Here is a 13,761-nt window from a genome sequence, read left to right on the forward strand (position 1 = left end):
ACGGCGACGGCTCCAACATTCAATGCTGATGAACCGTCAGATTCGCTGGCGCTGCCGGGTTCCGCCAGATCTCCGCCGTGTCGAACCGGTCCGACGCGCGCGGATGCGGGCCTTCGTCGTGGCAGTGGAAGGCGGCCCAGAACAGATCGGCGGGCAGGGCTTCGTCCGGTGCGTACACGCGGTAGACGTACTGCATCCCGTCCTGGGCGAGCAGAGCGACCATCCAGAACACCCTTGGTTTCCTCCGCCCGGAGCCGATGTCCGCTGTTACGTGCTGTGTGCCATCAGTGACGTACGCGCGGGGGGTGACGGTTGCCAGGGGGCGTGCGGCGCAAGGCGGCGCGCCCTCTTGAAGGCGATGGTTGTACGCCATGGCGCGATCTCATCCGCAGGGATGAGGGGGCGCTCCGGTGTACCCAACTTGGGTGGGACGCGTGAATGGGCCGCTCCGCCGATGCTTCGCCGCCCGGGGACTGATGGGGTGGAGTAGTGCAAAACCGGACGCCGAGGATCCCCGAACAGCCCACCCCGAACCCCGTCGACGCCGACGCCGGACTCACCGTCGAACTGGCCTCGGTGGTGACGGGTGCGCGCCGGCGTGCGCTGCGGGACGGCGACCGGCAGATCGACACAGCCCACCTGCTGCACTCCCTCATCGAGAGCGACCCCGAGGTCCGCGAGGCCTTCGACGGCGGACCGCAGCTGGCGAAGGTGCTCGGCTACCTCGTGCAGCGCAGCATCGGTTACGGGCTCCGCTGGCAGGGGTCGGTGGAGGACTCGGGCGCCGTTCCCGTCGTACGGGAACCGGCCGCGGACGTCGTACGGGACCCGGCCGCGGAGGGCTGGTCGCCGTCGGCCGTCACCGCGATGGAGGACGCGCTGCACCGTGCCGGGCTGCGCGGGGAGCCGCGCGCCCGCGGGCTGGATCTCCTCGCCGCCCTGGCCGCCGACGGCGAGTGCCGTGCGGTGGAGGTGCTGGGCCGGGCGGGCGTGGACGCGCGGTGGCTGGCGGGGCGCGCGGTGGAGCGTACGGCGGAGGTGTCTCGGTAGGGGGGGACGGGGCTGGGGGCTGTGTCGGTCTGTGGGCGGGGCGGTTCGGCGGGTCTGAGCGGGGTGTGTGCCGACTCCGAGCCGCGTGTGTACCGTCTGCGCGTCTCGACAGGTGTCACGGAGGTGACGGTGCTGTCGGCTGCTGTCATGATGTGCCGATGCACGCGTCTCGGGGTACTCAGAAACGAAGCGCCGGCCTGGGGCTCGCCCTCCTCTCGGCCTTCGCTTTCGGCGGCTCGGGGGTCGCCGCCAAGCCACTGATCGAGGCGGGGCTCGACCCGCTGCACGTGGTGTGGCTCCGGGTGGCGGGTGCCGCGCTCATCATGCTGCCGGTCGCCTGGCGCCACCGGAACCTGGTACGTGAACGGCCCGCCCTGCTCGCCGGGTTCGGGCTCTTCGCCGTGGCCGGTGTGCAGGCCTGCTACTTCGCCGCCATCTCCCGTATCCCGGTCGGCGTCGCGCTCCTCGTCGAGTATCTGGCGCCCGCGCTGGTCCTCGGCTGGGTCCGGTTCGTCCAGCGCCGGCCCGTCACCCGGGCCGCCGCACTCGGCGTGGTCCTGGCGGTCGGCGGCCTCGCCTGCGTCGTCGAGGTCTGGGCCGGGCTCAGCTTCGACGCCCTCGGGCTGCTGCTCGCCCTCGGCGCCGCCTGCTGCCAGGTCGGCTACTTCGTCCTCTCCGACCACGGCGGCCAGGAGGCCAAGGGCCGTGACGGCCGGGAGAGCAAGGGCGGCGACGGCGGGAGCGTCGAACCTCCGCCTCCGCTCGGCGTCATCGCGTACGGACTGATCGTCGGCGCCCTCGTCCTCACCGTCGTGGCGCGCCCGTGGGGCATGGACTGGTCGCTGCTCGGCGGTACCGCCGGGATGAACGGCACCGGGGTCCCCGCCTGGGTCCTGCTCGGCTGGATCGTGCTGATCGCCACCGTGCTCGCGTACGGCACCGGGGTCGTCTCCGTCCGGATGCTGTCGCCGCAGGTCGCCGGGGTCGTCGCCTGCCTGGAGGCGGTCATCGCGACCGTGCTGGCCTGGGTGCTGCTCGGCGAACACCTCTCCGCCCCGCAGCTCATCGGCGGCTTCGTCGTCCTGACCGGTGCGTTCATCGCCCAGTCGTCCGCCCCGAAACCGCCGTCCGGGCCCGTCGCCGCGGGCGCGGGTGCGGCGGCCGCCGCCGCGGAGAGCGAGTTGTCCGCCGGGCGGGCCTCGCACTAGTGTGCCGATCATGCATCTGACTGTGCTGCCGCCGCCTGCCGCCTAGCGCGGGCGGCCACTCCTGACGAAGACCGGGCTCGGGCAGTCCCCGAGCGGTTCGTCGCTGCCCGCGTGCGGAGCCGAGCGACCACCACCCTGTCCTCCTCTGGAGCGGTCCTATGTCCCTTCCCGCTGTTTCCGCGCTGCCCGTCGGGCGCAGCCTGCTGTATCTCGTCATCGCCGGAGTCGCCTGGGGCACCGCCGGTGCGGCCGCCTCCCTGATCTTCCGGGTCAGCGATCTCGGCCCCCTCGCCCTGTCCTTCTGGCGCTGCGCCGGCGGGCTCGTCCTGCTGGCCGGGGCGCTCGCCGTACGTCCCCGCCGCGCACCCCGGCAGCCCGAGCCCCGGCGTCGCCGGCTGCTGCGCATCCTCGGCACGGGGGTCGGTCTCACCGTGTTCCAGAGCGCCTACTTCGCGGCGGTCGACGCCACCGGCCTCGCCGTGGGCACCGTCGTCACGCTCGGCGCCGGGCCCGTCCTGATCGCCGTCGGCGCGCGGCTGATGCTGGGCGAACGCCTGGGCAAGGGCGGCCTGGCCGCCGTGACCGGGGCGCTCGCCGGCCTGATCGTGCTGGTCCTGGGTGGTGAGGGCGGTGACGTCGTCCCGGCCGGGGTGCTGCTCGCGCTCCTGTCCGCCTCCGGGTACGCGGCGATCACCCTGCTCACCCGATGGCTCGGGCGGGACGGCGGCGGCGGTGACGCGCTGACCACCAGTGCCTGGGCGTTCGGCATCGGGGCGGTGGGGCTGCTGCCCATGGCTGCCGTCGAGGGCCTCGTGCCGCACACCGCCGAGACGGGACAGGTGCTGTGGCTGCTCGTCTACGTGGCGGCGGTGCCCACCGCGCTCGCGTACGCGCTGTACTTCGCGGGGGCCGCCGCCGTCCGCTCGGCCACCGTCTCCGTGATCATGCTCCTGGAGCCGGTGAGCGCCGCGCTCATCGCGGTGACCGTCCTGCGGGAGCAACTGACGGCGGCCACCGTCCTCGGCACCCTGCTCCTGCTGACCGCTGTGGCCGGGCTGGCCCTGGCCGAGGCGCGGGGCGCCTCGGCCACGCGCCGGAGGGAGGGCGAGGCGTCGGTGGCGGTGTAGCGGGGGAGGGCCAGGGGTCGGCCGTCCGCCGGCCCCGCTGCACCGGGGAGGGCCGGGGGCCGGCCGTCGAGGCGGGGCCCGCCCCTCCCCGGGTGCTCCGGATCAGAGCGCGCGCAGGTAGTCCGGTACGCCGATGGCCGGGTCCAGGTCGTCCGCCGGGACCGGCTGCGCGTAGCCCCGGGTGAGCGGCACGATGCCGGTCCAGTGGGGGAGGGCGAGGTCCTCCGGCTCGTCGTTGGGGCCGCCGGTGCGCACCTTCGCGGAGACCTCGTCCAGGTCCAGCCGGATCACCGCCGTGGCGGCCAGCTCCTTGGAGTTGGCCGGGCGCGCGTCCTGGGAGCGGCCGGGGACGGCCTGGTCCACGATCGCGTCGAGGGCGATGCGCTGCTCCTCGGGGTCGGTCACCGTGACGGCGGTGCCGTGGACCACCACGGAGCGGTAGTTCAGCGAGTGGTGGAAGGCGGACCGGGCCAGCACCAGGGCGTCGACATGGGTGACGGTCAGGCAGACCGGCAGCCCCGGATCCGCCGCCCGGGCGTTCCGCAGCGGGCGCGAGCCGGTCGACCCGTGGACGTACAGGTGCTCCCCGACCCGGCCGAACAGGGTCGGCAGCACGACCGGCGCCCCGTCCCGGACGAAGCCGAGGTGGCAGAGGTAGGCCGCGTCGAGTATCGAGTGGACCAGCTCCCGGTCGTAGGAGGCGCGCTCCTTGGCCCGGGTCGGTACCGTGCGGGCGGTGGGCGTGTAGGGGGCGGCGACGCCGGGGCCCGTGGTGGTGGGCGGTGCGGTGTCCTGCATGGCGTACTCCCGTTGCGCATCTCATTGCACTAGTGCATACTTTTGTTTGTGCTAGGAGAGTATCGGATCAGTGGGCGGCGCGCATCGGAAATCGCCGCCAGTGTGGAGCGCGGGGTCGGCTCCGGAGACCTCCCGCCCGGTCATGTGCTGCCCCCCATGCGGGAGTTGGCCGAGCGGCTGGAGGTCAACCCGAACACGGTGGCGGCCGCCTACCGGACGCTGCGCGAGCGCGGAGTGATCGAGACGGCGGGCCGCCGGGGGAGCCGGGTGCGGCCGCGTCCGGCCGGCACGTCCCGTGGCTCCCTGCGCATCGAAGCTCCGCCGGGCGTACGTGATCTCGGCGAGGGCAACCCCGATCCGGCTCTGCTGCCGGAGCTCGGCCCGGCGTTCGCCGCGGCCGCCGCGGTCCATGCGGAGAGCCCGGGGCTGTACGGGGAGGCACCCGTGGTCCCGGAGTTCGCCGCGTACGCGCGTACCGCGTTGGATGCCGACGGGGTGCCCGAGGGGCCCGTCGCCGTGACCTCCGGCGCCCTCGACGCCATCGAGAGGGTGCTCGCGGCGCACCTGAGGCCGGGCGACGCGGTGGCGGTCGAGGATCCGGGGTGGGGCAGCGTCCTCGACCTCGTACCGGCGCTCGGGCTGCACGCCGTGCCGGTCGGGGTGGACGACGAGGGGCCGCTCGTCGCGGATGTGGAGCGGGTGCTGCGGGCCGGGGCGCGGGCGCTCGTCGTCACCGACCGGGCGCAGAACCCGACCGGTGCCTCGGTGAGCGCCGGCCGGGCCCGGGAGCTCAAGGCCGTGCTCGCCCGCCACCCGAGCGTGCTGCTGATCGAGGACGACCACGGCCACGCCATCGTCGACCTGCCGCTGCACCCGCTGGCCGGGACCACGGACCACTGGGCGTTCGTCCGGTCGGCGGCCAAGGCGTACGGCCCCGACCTGCGGGTCGCCGTCCTCACCGGCGACGCGGTCACGGTCGACCGGGTGGCGGGCCGGCAGCGGCTGGGGCCCGGCTGGGTCAGCCGGCTGCTCCAGCGCGCCGTGCTCCACCTGTGGACCTCGGAGGCCGTCGACACCGCCGCTGTCGCCCGGTCGTACGGGGAGCGGCGCGACGCCCTCGTGCACGCCCTGGCGGAGCGCGGGGTGGCGGCCCGCGGGCGCAGCGGGATGAACGTGTGGGTGCCCGTCAGCGACGAGACCGGGGCGATCGCCCGGCTGCTCCACGCGGGCTGGGCCGTGGCCCCCGGGGCGCGCTTCCGGATGGGCACGCCCCAGGCGGTGCGGCTCACCGTGTCCCCGCTGACCGCGGCGGACATCGGGCCGCTGGCGGACGCGGTGGCGGCTGCGGCGGGGCCGGCGCGGCCGGTGACGTACGGCTGAAGTGCTGTGCTGTGCCGCTGTGCTGTGAGGTGCCTGCCGGTCACGTACGGCTGAGGCGCTTCGTCCGGTCGCCCGTCGTACGGGTCCGCGCGGCGGTGGTGGCCGACGGGCGGCTCTGGGTGAGCGCCGCCCCGGCCAGCACGATCACCGCGCCCACCGGGGTGTTCCAGGTGAGCTGCTCGCCGAGCAGGGCGACGCCCGCGGCGGTGGCGATCACCGGGATGAAGTAGGTGACCATCTGCCCGGTCGTCGGTCCGACCTCCTGGACCAGCCCGTACTGGAGCAGTACCGCAAGCCCCGTGCCCAGCGCTCCGAGCGCCAGGACCGACAGCGTGGGCAGCAGGGGGAACGTGTCCGGTGCGGAGGTGAACACCGGTGTGACCAAGGCCAGTTGCAGCGTCCCGATGAAGAGCTGGCTGCCGGTGAGTGTCAGCGTCGAGGAGCCGGTCCCCGCCAGCGTACGGCGGACGTAGATCCAGCCGACCGCGTAGCTGAACGAGGCCAGCAGCGCCATCCCCGTACCCGGCAGGTCCAGGCCGGAGAAGCCCTGCCAGGCGCCCAGGACGGTCAGCACCCCGAGGAAGCCGACGCCCAGGCCGGCGACGCGGCGGCGGGTCGGGCGGTCCTCGGAGAGGGCGACCACCGAGAGGGCCATGCCCCACAGGGGTGAGGTCGCGTTGCAGATGCCCGCGAGGGTGGAGGGGATCGTCAGCTCGGCGTAGGAGAAGAGGGAGAACGGCAGCGCGTTGAGGAAGAACGCCGCCACGGTGATGTGCCCCCAGGTCCGGGCCGAGCGCGGCAGCCGCTCACGGCGCATCGCCATCGCGACGGCCAGGACGGCGGTCCCGGCCAGCAGCCTGCCGAGCGTGACCTGGAACGGCGCGAACCCCTGGGTGCCCACCTTGATGAGCAGGAAGCTGAACCCCCAGATCAGGGAGAGCGCGGCGAACCGGATCCGCCAGTCCACGGCCGGGCGCCGGGTGGCGGGAGCGGGTGTGAGAGGGGGTACGGAGGCGGCCGGAGGGGCGGCGGGCTGCTGGCAGGGGGCGCTCATGGCTCAACGATGACGAACAGCACTGATAAGAACAAGCGAGAGTTTCTGTGCTGGTTCGCGTAGCATCGCTTACATGTCGAACCTGGGGCGGGCATCGTGAATCGGGAACGGACATGTTGAGGCGGGAGCGGACATGTTGAATCTGGAGCGGCTGCGCACCCTGGACGCCCTCGCCCGGCACGGCTCGGTGAGCGGAGCCGCCGGGGGGCTGCACGTCACCACGTCGGCGGTCTCGCAGCAGATGGCCAAGCTGGAGCGCGAGGTCGGGCAGCAGTTGCTTGCCAGGAACGGGCGCGGCGTCCGCCTCACCGACGCGGGCCGGCTGCTCGCGGACCACGCCGCACGGATCCTGTCGCAGGTCGAGCTGGCCCAGTCCGACATCGAGGCCCAGCGCGGCGAGGTGGTCGGCGAGGTGACGCTCTCGGCGTTTCCCACGGCGGCGCGCGGACTGCTGCCCGCCACGCTCACCGCCCTGCGCGTGGACCATCCCGAACTGAGAGTGCGTACAAGAGAGTTGGAGCCGGAGCAGGGGCTCCAGGCGGTGCTGCGGGGCGATGTCGACGTGGCCGTGGTGCTCGACTGGAGCAACAAGCGGCTTCCCGTGCCCGGCGGTCTGGCCAAGGCCGAACTCCTCGACGACGCACCGGACATCGCCATGCCGGCCGGGCACCCGCTGGCCGGCCGTGCCGAGGTGGATCTGGAGGACTTCGCCCAGGACGAGTGGGTCTCCTGGCCCGAGGGCGAATTCTGTTACGAGTGGCTCATGTTCACCCTGCGCTCCCGGGGCATCGAACCGCGCATCTCCCATCTGGCCGGTGAGCACCACACACAACTCGCCCTCATTGCCGCCGGGTTCGGCGTCTGCGTCGCGCCGAGGCTGGGGCGTGGCCCTGTTCCCGAGGGGGTCTCCCTGGTGCCGGTGCGGCAGACCATGCGCCGCCACATCCACGCCGTCTGGCGTGCGGACGCCGACCGCCGCCCCTCCGTCCGGGCCGCCGTCGCGTCGCTGCGGGCGGCGGGAGCACGGGTGGCGGCCGGGATCTCCACGTCGGGGTGACTACCGGGACAGGTCCGCCAGCTTGCGGAAGTCCCACGAGGTGATGGCGTCCGGGGTGAGCCGCAACCAGGCGTGCCGGCCGTCGTGCGGCATCTCCTCCATCCCGAAATACTTCGCGGGGAACAGCCGCTCCGGTACGTCGAGTTCGGGGCACGGCTCGCCCGTACGCGGCGCCTCGCCGACGAACTCCGCCGTACCGGACAGCTCCACGCCGCGCAGCTCGTCGTACTCCACGCCGTCGTCGACCACGACGGCGATCCTCGGGTCCTTGCGCAGCTGGGACCAGCGCAGGCTGCGGGTGATGGAGTACAGCCAGAACGAGGTGCCGTCCCAGACGAACCAGAGCGCGCCGATGTGCGGAGGGCCGTCGGCGGCGAGCGTGGCGACCCGGCACGTGCGCTGCTCACGGAGGTAGGCGTCCCGCTCCTCAGGGGTCATCATGATCCGGCGACCGCGGCGCTGGGTGTCGGTCATGCGGGTTCCTCCCCTTGTCATCTGATGAGCTGTCAGAAAGCATGGGGCCTCTTTCCGTGCGGCGCAATGCCGCTCGCCCCGCGCGGCAGACCCCGGGCCGGAGAAGGCCCAGAAGGAGGAGGAGCGCCGTGGCGTCCAGAGAATCCCAGGAACGGCTCGCCGCGCTGCTGGCCCCCGACACCACCGTACTGCTGACCGTCGAATGCCAGCAGGGGGTCGTGGGGCCGGACAGTGCCCTGCCCGAACTCGCCGCGGCCGCCCGCTCCTCGGGCGCCCTCGACAACATCGCCCGGCTGGTCGCCGCCGCCCACGAGAGCGGGGTCCAGGTCATGCACGCCGTCGCCGAGAGCCGCCCCGACGGCCGCGGCGCCAACCGCAATGCCCGGCTCTTCCGCGCCGCCGCCCGGCTCCCCGTACAGCAGCACACCGGCACCACCGCCGTACGGGTCGCGGCGCCCATCCAGGTCGCGGACGAGGATCTCGTCGTACGGCGGCTGCACGGGCTCTCGCCGCTCGCCGGGACCGACGTGGACGCCCTCCTCCGTAACCTCGGCTGCCGCACGCTCGTCGTCACCGGGGTCTCGGCCAACGTCGCGATCCCCAACGCGGTGTTCGACGCCGTCAACCTCGGCTACACGGCCGTCGTCCCGGCCGACGCGATCGCGGGGGTGCCCGCCGAGTACACCCCCGCGATGATCCGCAACACCCTCGCCCTGGTCGCCACCGTCACCACCGCCGACGACATCCTGGGCCGCTGGAAGGAACCGCGCAGGCGCGCCGGGACCTGACGTGGCACCGACCCCCTACGCCAGCGTGATCGAGTCGCCCTCCACCGAGATCTCCCGTGCGGGCAGCGGCTGGGTGGCGGGCCCGGCCGTGGGGCTGCCGGTCGCCGCGTCGAACGTCGAGTTGTGGCAGGGGCAGGTGATGACGTTGTCCACCACGTCCTTGACCGCACAGCCCTGGTGGGTGCACGTGGCCGAGAACGCCTTGAACTGACCGGCCGTCGGCTGGGTCACCACGACCTTCTGCGCGGCGAAGACGACCCCGCCGCCCTCGGGGATGTCGGCGGTTTTCGCCAGCACCGCCCCACCCGCCCCGCCGCTCCCCGGCTGCTGCTCGACCGACTCCGCGCCGCCCGACCCGTCCGAACCCCCGCACGCGGTGAGTGCGGCGGCCGCCCCGGCCGCACCCACCGCCAGGACGACGGTGCGGCGTTCGAGGAGGGTCCGTCGTTCCTGGGCTGCGCTCATCGTGGTGATTCCCTTCATCGGTATCCATGAATGTGTCCTTCGGCCATGGGTACGGAGGGCGGGGCGCGGGTGTTCAGTGCGGATCGGCCCCGCGCACCTCACTGCCGCGGGGACTGTTTGTCGGAGATTTCCGGACGGTGACCATCTTGGGCCGTTGCAGGGAAGACTGGCGGGGTGTCAGAGATACGGATGACCGTGGACCGCATGCTCGTACGCTGTGAGGCGGAGCCGACACCGGCCGTCGAGCGGCACCTGACCGGTGCCGACGATGACCCGGAGAGCTGGCTCGTGTCGGCGACCGGTCTGCTGCGTGCCTCCTGGAGCGAGGGCGGTCGTGACTGCGCGGTGGCCGCGGTTGCTGTCCTCGAGTACGCGCTCGACATGGGGGACAGGGTGCACCCGCAGCGGCCCCGCTGGGTGCTGCACCTGTGGCTGGCCGAGCGCACGCTGGCGCGCAGGTTCGAGGACCACCGGTTGTCGGACGAGGTCCAGCACCATCTCGCCGCCCAGACCCAGGGCCGGTCCGCGGACGATCCGGTCGCGGTCGCGGCGAACTACCTGGAGGAACCCCCGCCCCGTCACTTCGAGCCGCCCCGGCGGTCACACCCGGACGCCGTACGGCTGGCCGACGGGCTTCCGGCGGACGACCTGGTCCGGCCCTGTCTGCTGGCCCGGCTGGCGCAGTCCGCGTACTTCCGCCTGGAGTCGGGCGACGCGACCGCGCTGGAGGACGCCGGACGGTGGGCCGACGCGGCGTTCACCGGCATCACCGCCGACCACCCGGAGGCGGCTTTCGTCAGCCGTACCGCGGTCCACACGGCGCTGATCCGCTTCCGTGACCGGCCGAGCGACGTGCGGAGCGTGCGGCTGGGCCTGAGGGCGGGCCGGTCGGCACTGCGGGCGGTGGAGCACTCCCGGCGTTACGGCACCGGCTCCGTCGACGCCGCCTCGGCCCATCTCATGCTCTCCCTCGCCCTCACGGCATTCCTGCCGTTCGATCCGGACGAGGAACTGGTCGACGAGGCCATCGCCCAGTTGCAGGCCTTTCAGGCCTGCGCACCGCCCGACGACAACGGGATGTATGCCGGGAACATGCCGGCCCTGCTCGCTGTGCGGGCCGTTCTGACCGGCTCGCCCGACGACTTCCGGCGCTCGGACGAACTGTGGGCCGCGCTCCAGCGGGACCTGCCGCCGGACCACCCCCTTTCCCCGCACATCGCGGACAAACGCGCCGCGTGCGCCAAGATGGCGCAGATGCTCACGTGGCTGCCGTTCAACGCCGGCCGGCTGCTCAAGCTCGCGCGTCCGCTGCTGGGTCCGCTGCTGACCGGGGTGCAGCTGCCGCCCATCCGGATGTCCGTGCCGCCCGGCCGCCCCGGCGTGCGGTCCCCCGGCCCGGGGCCTGAGGACTTCGCCCCCTTCGTCGGCGCGTCCCGGCCCGCTTCGGCGGACGCCCGGACCGATCGGGCCGGACCCGTTGCGGTGTGGCCGCCGGGGCCGCCCACGGACGCCGGCCCCGCGCAGCCGGCCTCCGCGGCCGATGTCGAGGGGCTGCCCGCGGACGCCGCGGCCGTGCGGAGCGCCCTGCTGGGTGCGGGGGTCAGCGACCCCCGCCGACTGACCCTGGCCGTGGACCAGTTGCACGCCCTGCTGGCCGAGCCACTGCCCGACGGGCGGCGCGGCTTCGCCGCGAGCATCCTCGTGCAGTTGCTGGCCGCCCAGTTCATGTTCAGCGAGGACCTGGAGGATCTGGAGCGGGCCGTACGGTGCGGGGATGAGCAGCTGGCCCTGCTGCCGCCGACGAGTTCGCGGTACATCGAGCTGCTGTGCGCGGTGGAGAGGCACCGGCACGCCTACGGTGAACTGCACCAGGACGAGTCGACGGTCGCGCGGGCGGCCGACGCGTTGGCCTGGGCGGTGGGCCGGCGGCCGGAGATGTCGGCGAGCTGGCTCGGCTGTGTCCTTCCCTACGCGCATGCCCTGGCATTCGTCTCCTGGTTGCGCCGGGACGTGACCGGTACCCAGGAGGCGGTGCGGCTCGTCGAACTGGCGGCGCGGAGCCTCGAAGGACTGCCGGACCGGCCGGAGTACACGCCCGAGCTGGCCGCGGTGCGTGAGCAGCTCCGCCCAGCCCTGACCATGGTCACCGATCTGGTCCGCCAGGCCCACGACCAGGTCATCTGGCACGTGAAAGCCGACGGAACCGGCCCGTGGGACCCGGCCGCCGACCGGGTGCTGCCTCCCGGAGCCCGGTTGGTGAATGCGCAGATCGCGCTCGGCGAGGCAGTGAAGGTCCGGGACTGGGACCGCGCGACAGAGGCCGGGGCGGCTGCGCTGGAGGCGCTGCCGCTGGTCGTGTCACAGGCGCTGCACCGGGAGGACCGTCAGGCTGTTCTGCGCACCGCGCTGCTCGGCCGCCGCTATCCGGCACCGGCCGGACGCCGCCGCACCTCCGATCTCCCGGACCGGCTCGCGGGGACGAGCCTGGCCAGGACCACGTGCGCGGTGGCGCTCGCCGCTGGGCGTACGGAGCGGGCGGCGGCGCTGCTGGAGCAGGGGCGGGCGGTGCTGATGGGGCAGGACCTCCAGGCCCGCAGCGATGTGTCCGACCTGGCCGCCGCCCATCCGCAGGCGGCCGAGGCGTTCACCGCGCTGGCCCGGCGACTGAGGGAGACGGAAGCGGCGGGTGCGCCGGACACGGGGCTGGGCGCCCGGCGGCCGCACCGGGCCGACGCGCCGGTCGGGCCCGGCGAAGCCGCGCGGATCAGGGAGCAGCACGCGGCGGCCGAGGAGTGGCAGCGGCTGCTGACCCGGATTCGGGGGCTCGACGGATTCACGCACTTCCTGCTGCCTCCGAGCGCCGAACAGATGCTGCGTGAGGCGAAGGAGGGGCCGGTCGTCCTGCTCAACGTCGACCCGCTGCGTTCCGATGCCCTGGTCGTCACGGCCGAGGGCATCGAGCTCGTCCCACTCGGTGTCACCGAGGGACAACTGGCCCTCACCGCCCAGCGGTTCCTCGCGGCGGTGTCCGTGGGCGCCGACGAGCCGCGGGCCCGGCGAAAGGAGGCGTCCGCAACCGTGTTCGGCATCCTCGAATGGCTCTGGGACGCCATCGCGGAACCGGTGCTGGAGACGGTGGGCCTGACCCGCCCGATACCCGAGGGCACCCCGCGCGCTGCGGTGCCGAGGCTCTGGTGGTCGGCGTCCGGCCCGCTGGCCCATCTGCCGCTGCACGCCGCCGGTCACCACCGGGCGGCCGACGGGCGCTCCGTGCTGGACCGGGTCGCCTCCTCCTACACGCCCAGCATCAGGGCGCTGCGGCATGCCCGCCAGGCCCCGGCGGCGCGCGGTGGCGGCGGCCCCTTCCTGGCGATACGCCGCCCCACCGGTACCGGCGGCCGGGACGGCGCGTCCGTGGCCGAGGTGGAGGCGATGGCCCGTACCGTGGCCGGGCTGCGGACGGTGGAGGGCGAGGACGCGACGGTGGGACGGGTGCTCGCCGAGCTGTCCTCGGCGGCCACCGTGCACTTCGCGTGCCATGGCCTCAGTGACGCGGAGGACCCGTCCCGAAGCCACCTGGAACTCGCCGACGGACGGCTCGGGGTGCTGGACGTCGCCCGCAGGCATCTGCCGCACGCCCAGCTCGCCGTCCTGCTGGCCTGCCACACCGCCCGTACCGACCGCCTCCCCGATGAGGCCATCCATCTGACGTCGGCGTTCCTGACGGCCGGGTATCCGCAGGTGGTGGGGGCGCTGTGGGAGGCGACGGACCTGGTCTCGGTGCGGATGGCGGATCGTTTGTACCGGGCCCTGCGGACGTACGGCGGTGGTCTCGACGTCACCGACACCGCGCGGGCCGTGCACGGGATCGTCAGGGAGCTGCGGGCGCGGCATCCCGCCTCGCCCCAGGTATGGGCACCGTACGTCCACACGGGGCGCTGACAGTGATGACGACAGAGCGGAAGGACGGCGGCGTGAGCACATCGGACAGGGCGGCCTCGATCGGCCGGGGGACGCACGAGGCAACGCGTCTGGTGCTGGAACTGATCCAGGAGGAGTGGCACCTGCCGCCCTGGAAGTGGGAGGAGATCGCGGAACAGCTCGACGAGCTGTCGGCAGCCCTGGCCGCGGGCGACCGGGCGGCGGTGGACGAGCTGACCGGCGAACTGGAGGAGGTTTCCGGCCCCCGGGTCTCCCGGATCGGCGCCCCGCCGGACGGGGAGCCGTCGGAGGGCGACAGGAAGGTGCCGCTGCCCGAGGAGTACAGGGAGCGGGTCGTCGCCCTCGTGCACACACTCGCCACGGAGTCCGCGCCCGGCGGATCACGCCCCCAGCCCTCCGAGCGGAACTGACGGCCGCC

At 73.6% G+C, this 13,761-nt stretch carries 13 protein-coding genes; 8 read left to right on the forward strand and 5 right to left on the reverse strand.

Going from position 1 to position 13,761, the window contains the following annotated elements; all coding sequences use genetic code 11:
• Positions 1 to 19: 19 nt before the first annotated feature.
• Complete coding sequence (locus tag IF17_RS01000000136535; RefSeq protein ID WP_032772176.1) at positions 20 to 232, reverse strand: hypothetical protein; 213 nt, start codon at positions 230 to 232, stop codon at positions 20 to 22.
• Positions 233 to 489: 257 nt separating this feature from the next.
• On the opposite strand from IF17_RS01000000136535, the gene IF17_RS0118415 reads away from it, so the two are divergent.
• From IF17_RS0118415 to IF17_RS0118425, 3 genes are all read left to right on the forward strand, one after another.
• Positions 490 to 1,050: a Clp protease N-terminal domain-containing protein gene (locus IF17_RS0118415; RefSeq protein WP_030567285.1), complete on the forward strand. Its 561-nt coding sequence runs from the start codon at positions 490 to 492 to the stop codon at positions 1,048 to 1,050.
• A 158-nt stretch (positions 1,051 to 1,208) separates the two neighbouring features.
• Positions 1,209 to 2,258: an EamA family transporter gene (locus IF17_RS0118420; RefSeq protein WP_030567287.1), complete on the forward strand. Its 1,050-nt coding sequence runs from the start codon at positions 1,209 to 1,211 to the stop codon at positions 2,256 to 2,258.
• 158 nt (positions 2,259 to 2,416) lie between these two features.
• Positions 2,417 to 3,385, forward strand: coding sequence for a DMT family transporter (locus tag IF17_RS0118425; protein ID WP_030567289.1), 969 nt, complete (start codon positions 2,417 to 2,419; stop codon positions 3,383 to 3,385).
• 102 nt (positions 3,386 to 3,487) lie between these two features.
• On the opposite strand, the gene IF17_RS0118430 is transcribed toward IF17_RS0118425, so the two are convergent.
• Positions 3,488 to 4,183 (reverse strand): pyridoxamine 5'-phosphate oxidase family protein, encoded by a 696-nt coding sequence (locus IF17_RS0118430; protein ID WP_030567290.1) that lies wholly within the window; start codon positions 4,181 to 4,183, stop codon positions 3,488 to 3,490.
• 48 nt (positions 4,184 to 4,231) lie between these two features.
• Here IF17_RS0118430 and IF17_RS0118435 point away from each other — a divergent pair, with 48 nt between their 5' ends.
• The gene (locus IF17_RS0118435) at positions 4,232 to 5,563 is read left to right on the forward strand and encodes an aminotransferase class I/II-fold pyridoxal phosphate-dependent enzyme (protein ID WP_076968880.1); all 1,332 of its coding nucleotides are present in this window, start codon (positions 4,232 to 4,234) and stop codon (positions 5,561 to 5,563) included.
• A 40-nt stretch (positions 5,564 to 5,603) separates the two neighbouring features.
• On the opposite strand, the gene IF17_RS0118440 is transcribed toward IF17_RS0118435, so the two are convergent.
• Positions 5,604 to 6,617, reverse strand: coding sequence for a DMT family transporter (locus IF17_RS0118440; RefSeq protein WP_030567294.1), 1,014 nt, complete (start codon positions 6,615 to 6,617; stop codon positions 5,604 to 5,606).
• Between the two features lie 133 nt (positions 6,618 to 6,750).
• Here IF17_RS0118440 and IF17_RS0118445 point away from each other — a divergent pair, with 133 nt between their 5' ends.
• The gene (locus IF17_RS0118445) at positions 6,751 to 7,674 is read left to right on the forward strand and encodes a LysR family transcriptional regulator (protein ID WP_030567296.1); all 924 of its coding nucleotides are present in this window, start codon (positions 6,751 to 6,753) and stop codon (positions 7,672 to 7,674) included.
• Here the strand turns inward: IF17_RS0118445 and IF17_RS0118450 are convergent, their stop codons facing one another.
• The gene (locus IF17_RS0118450; protein ID WP_030567299.1) at positions 7,675 to 8,148 is read right to left on the reverse strand and encodes a pyridoxamine 5'-phosphate oxidase family protein; all 474 of its coding nucleotides are present in this window, start codon (positions 8,146 to 8,148) and stop codon (positions 7,675 to 7,677) included.
• 128 nt (positions 8,149 to 8,276) lie between these two features.
• On the opposite strand from IF17_RS0118450, the gene IF17_RS0118455 reads away from it, so the two are divergent.
• Complete coding sequence (locus tag IF17_RS0118455) at positions 8,277 to 8,936, forward strand: cysteine hydrolase family protein (protein ID WP_030567301.1); 660 nt, start codon at positions 8,277 to 8,279, stop codon at positions 8,934 to 8,936.
• 15 nt (positions 8,937 to 8,951) lie between these two features.
• Here the strand turns inward: IF17_RS0118455 and IF17_RS0118460 are convergent, their stop codons facing one another.
• Positions 8,952 to 9,401: a Rieske (2Fe-2S) protein gene (locus tag IF17_RS0118460; RefSeq protein ID WP_030567303.1), complete on the reverse strand. Its 450-nt coding sequence runs from the start codon at positions 9,399 to 9,401 to the stop codon at positions 8,952 to 8,954.
• Between the two features lie 204 nt (positions 9,402 to 9,605).
• Here IF17_RS0118460 and IF17_RS1000000137170 point away from each other — a divergent pair, with 204 nt between their 5' ends.
• Both IF17_RS1000000137170 and IF17_RS0118470 read left to right on the forward strand, forming a co-directional pair.
• Complete coding sequence (locus IF17_RS1000000137170; protein ID WP_157851158.1) at positions 9,606 to 13,343, forward strand: CHAT domain-containing protein; 3,738 nt, start codon at positions 9,606 to 9,608, stop codon at positions 13,341 to 13,343.
• A 32-nt stretch (positions 13,344 to 13,375) separates the two neighbouring features.
• Positions 13,376 to 13,753: a CATRA system-associated protein gene (locus IF17_RS0118470; RefSeq protein ID WP_157851159.1), complete on the forward strand. Its 378-nt coding sequence runs from the start codon at positions 13,376 to 13,378 to the stop codon at positions 13,751 to 13,753.
• The last annotated feature ends 8 nt before the right edge of the window (positions 13,754 to 13,761 follow it).

This window comes from Streptomyces cyaneofuscatus (assembly GCF_000718135.1).
In the GTDB taxonomy this organism is placed as follows: Bacteria; Actinomycetota; Actinomycetes; order Streptomycetales; family Streptomycetaceae; genus Streptomyces; species Streptomyces cyaneofuscatus.

Coding starts and splice junctions, on each gene's coding strand:
- IF17_RS0118420 (WP_030567287.1), top strand. CDS start 1,209: ATGCACGCGTCTCGGGGTACTCAGAAACGAAGCGCCGGCCTGGGGCTC.
- IF17_RS0118425 (WP_030567289.1), top strand. CDS start 2,417: ATGTCCCTTCCCGCTGTTTCCGCGCTGCCCGTCGGGCGCAGCCTGCTG.
- IF17_RS0118430 (WP_030567290.1), bottom strand. CDS start 4,183: ATGCAGGACACCGCACCGCCCACCACCACGGGCCCCGGCGTCGCCGCC.
- IF17_RS0118440 (WP_030567294.1), bottom strand. CDS start 6,617: ATGAGCGCCCCCTGCCAGCAGCCCGCCGCCCCTCCGGCCGCCTCCGTA.
- IF17_RS0118445 (WP_030567296.1), top strand. CDS start 6,751: ATGTTGAATCTGGAGCGGCTGCGCACCCTGGACGCCCTCGCCCGGCAC.
- IF17_RS0118450 (WP_030567299.1), bottom strand. CDS start 8,148: ATGACCGACACCCAGCGCCGCGGTCGCCGGATCATGATGACCCCTGAG.
- IF17_RS0118460 (WP_030567303.1), bottom strand. CDS start 9,401: ATGAGCGCAGCCCAGGAACGACGGACCCTCCTCGAACGCCGCACCGTC.
- IF17_RS1000000137170 (WP_157851158.1), top strand. CDS start 9,606: ATGCTCGTACGCTGTGAGGCGGAGCCGACACCGGCCGTCGAGCGGCAC.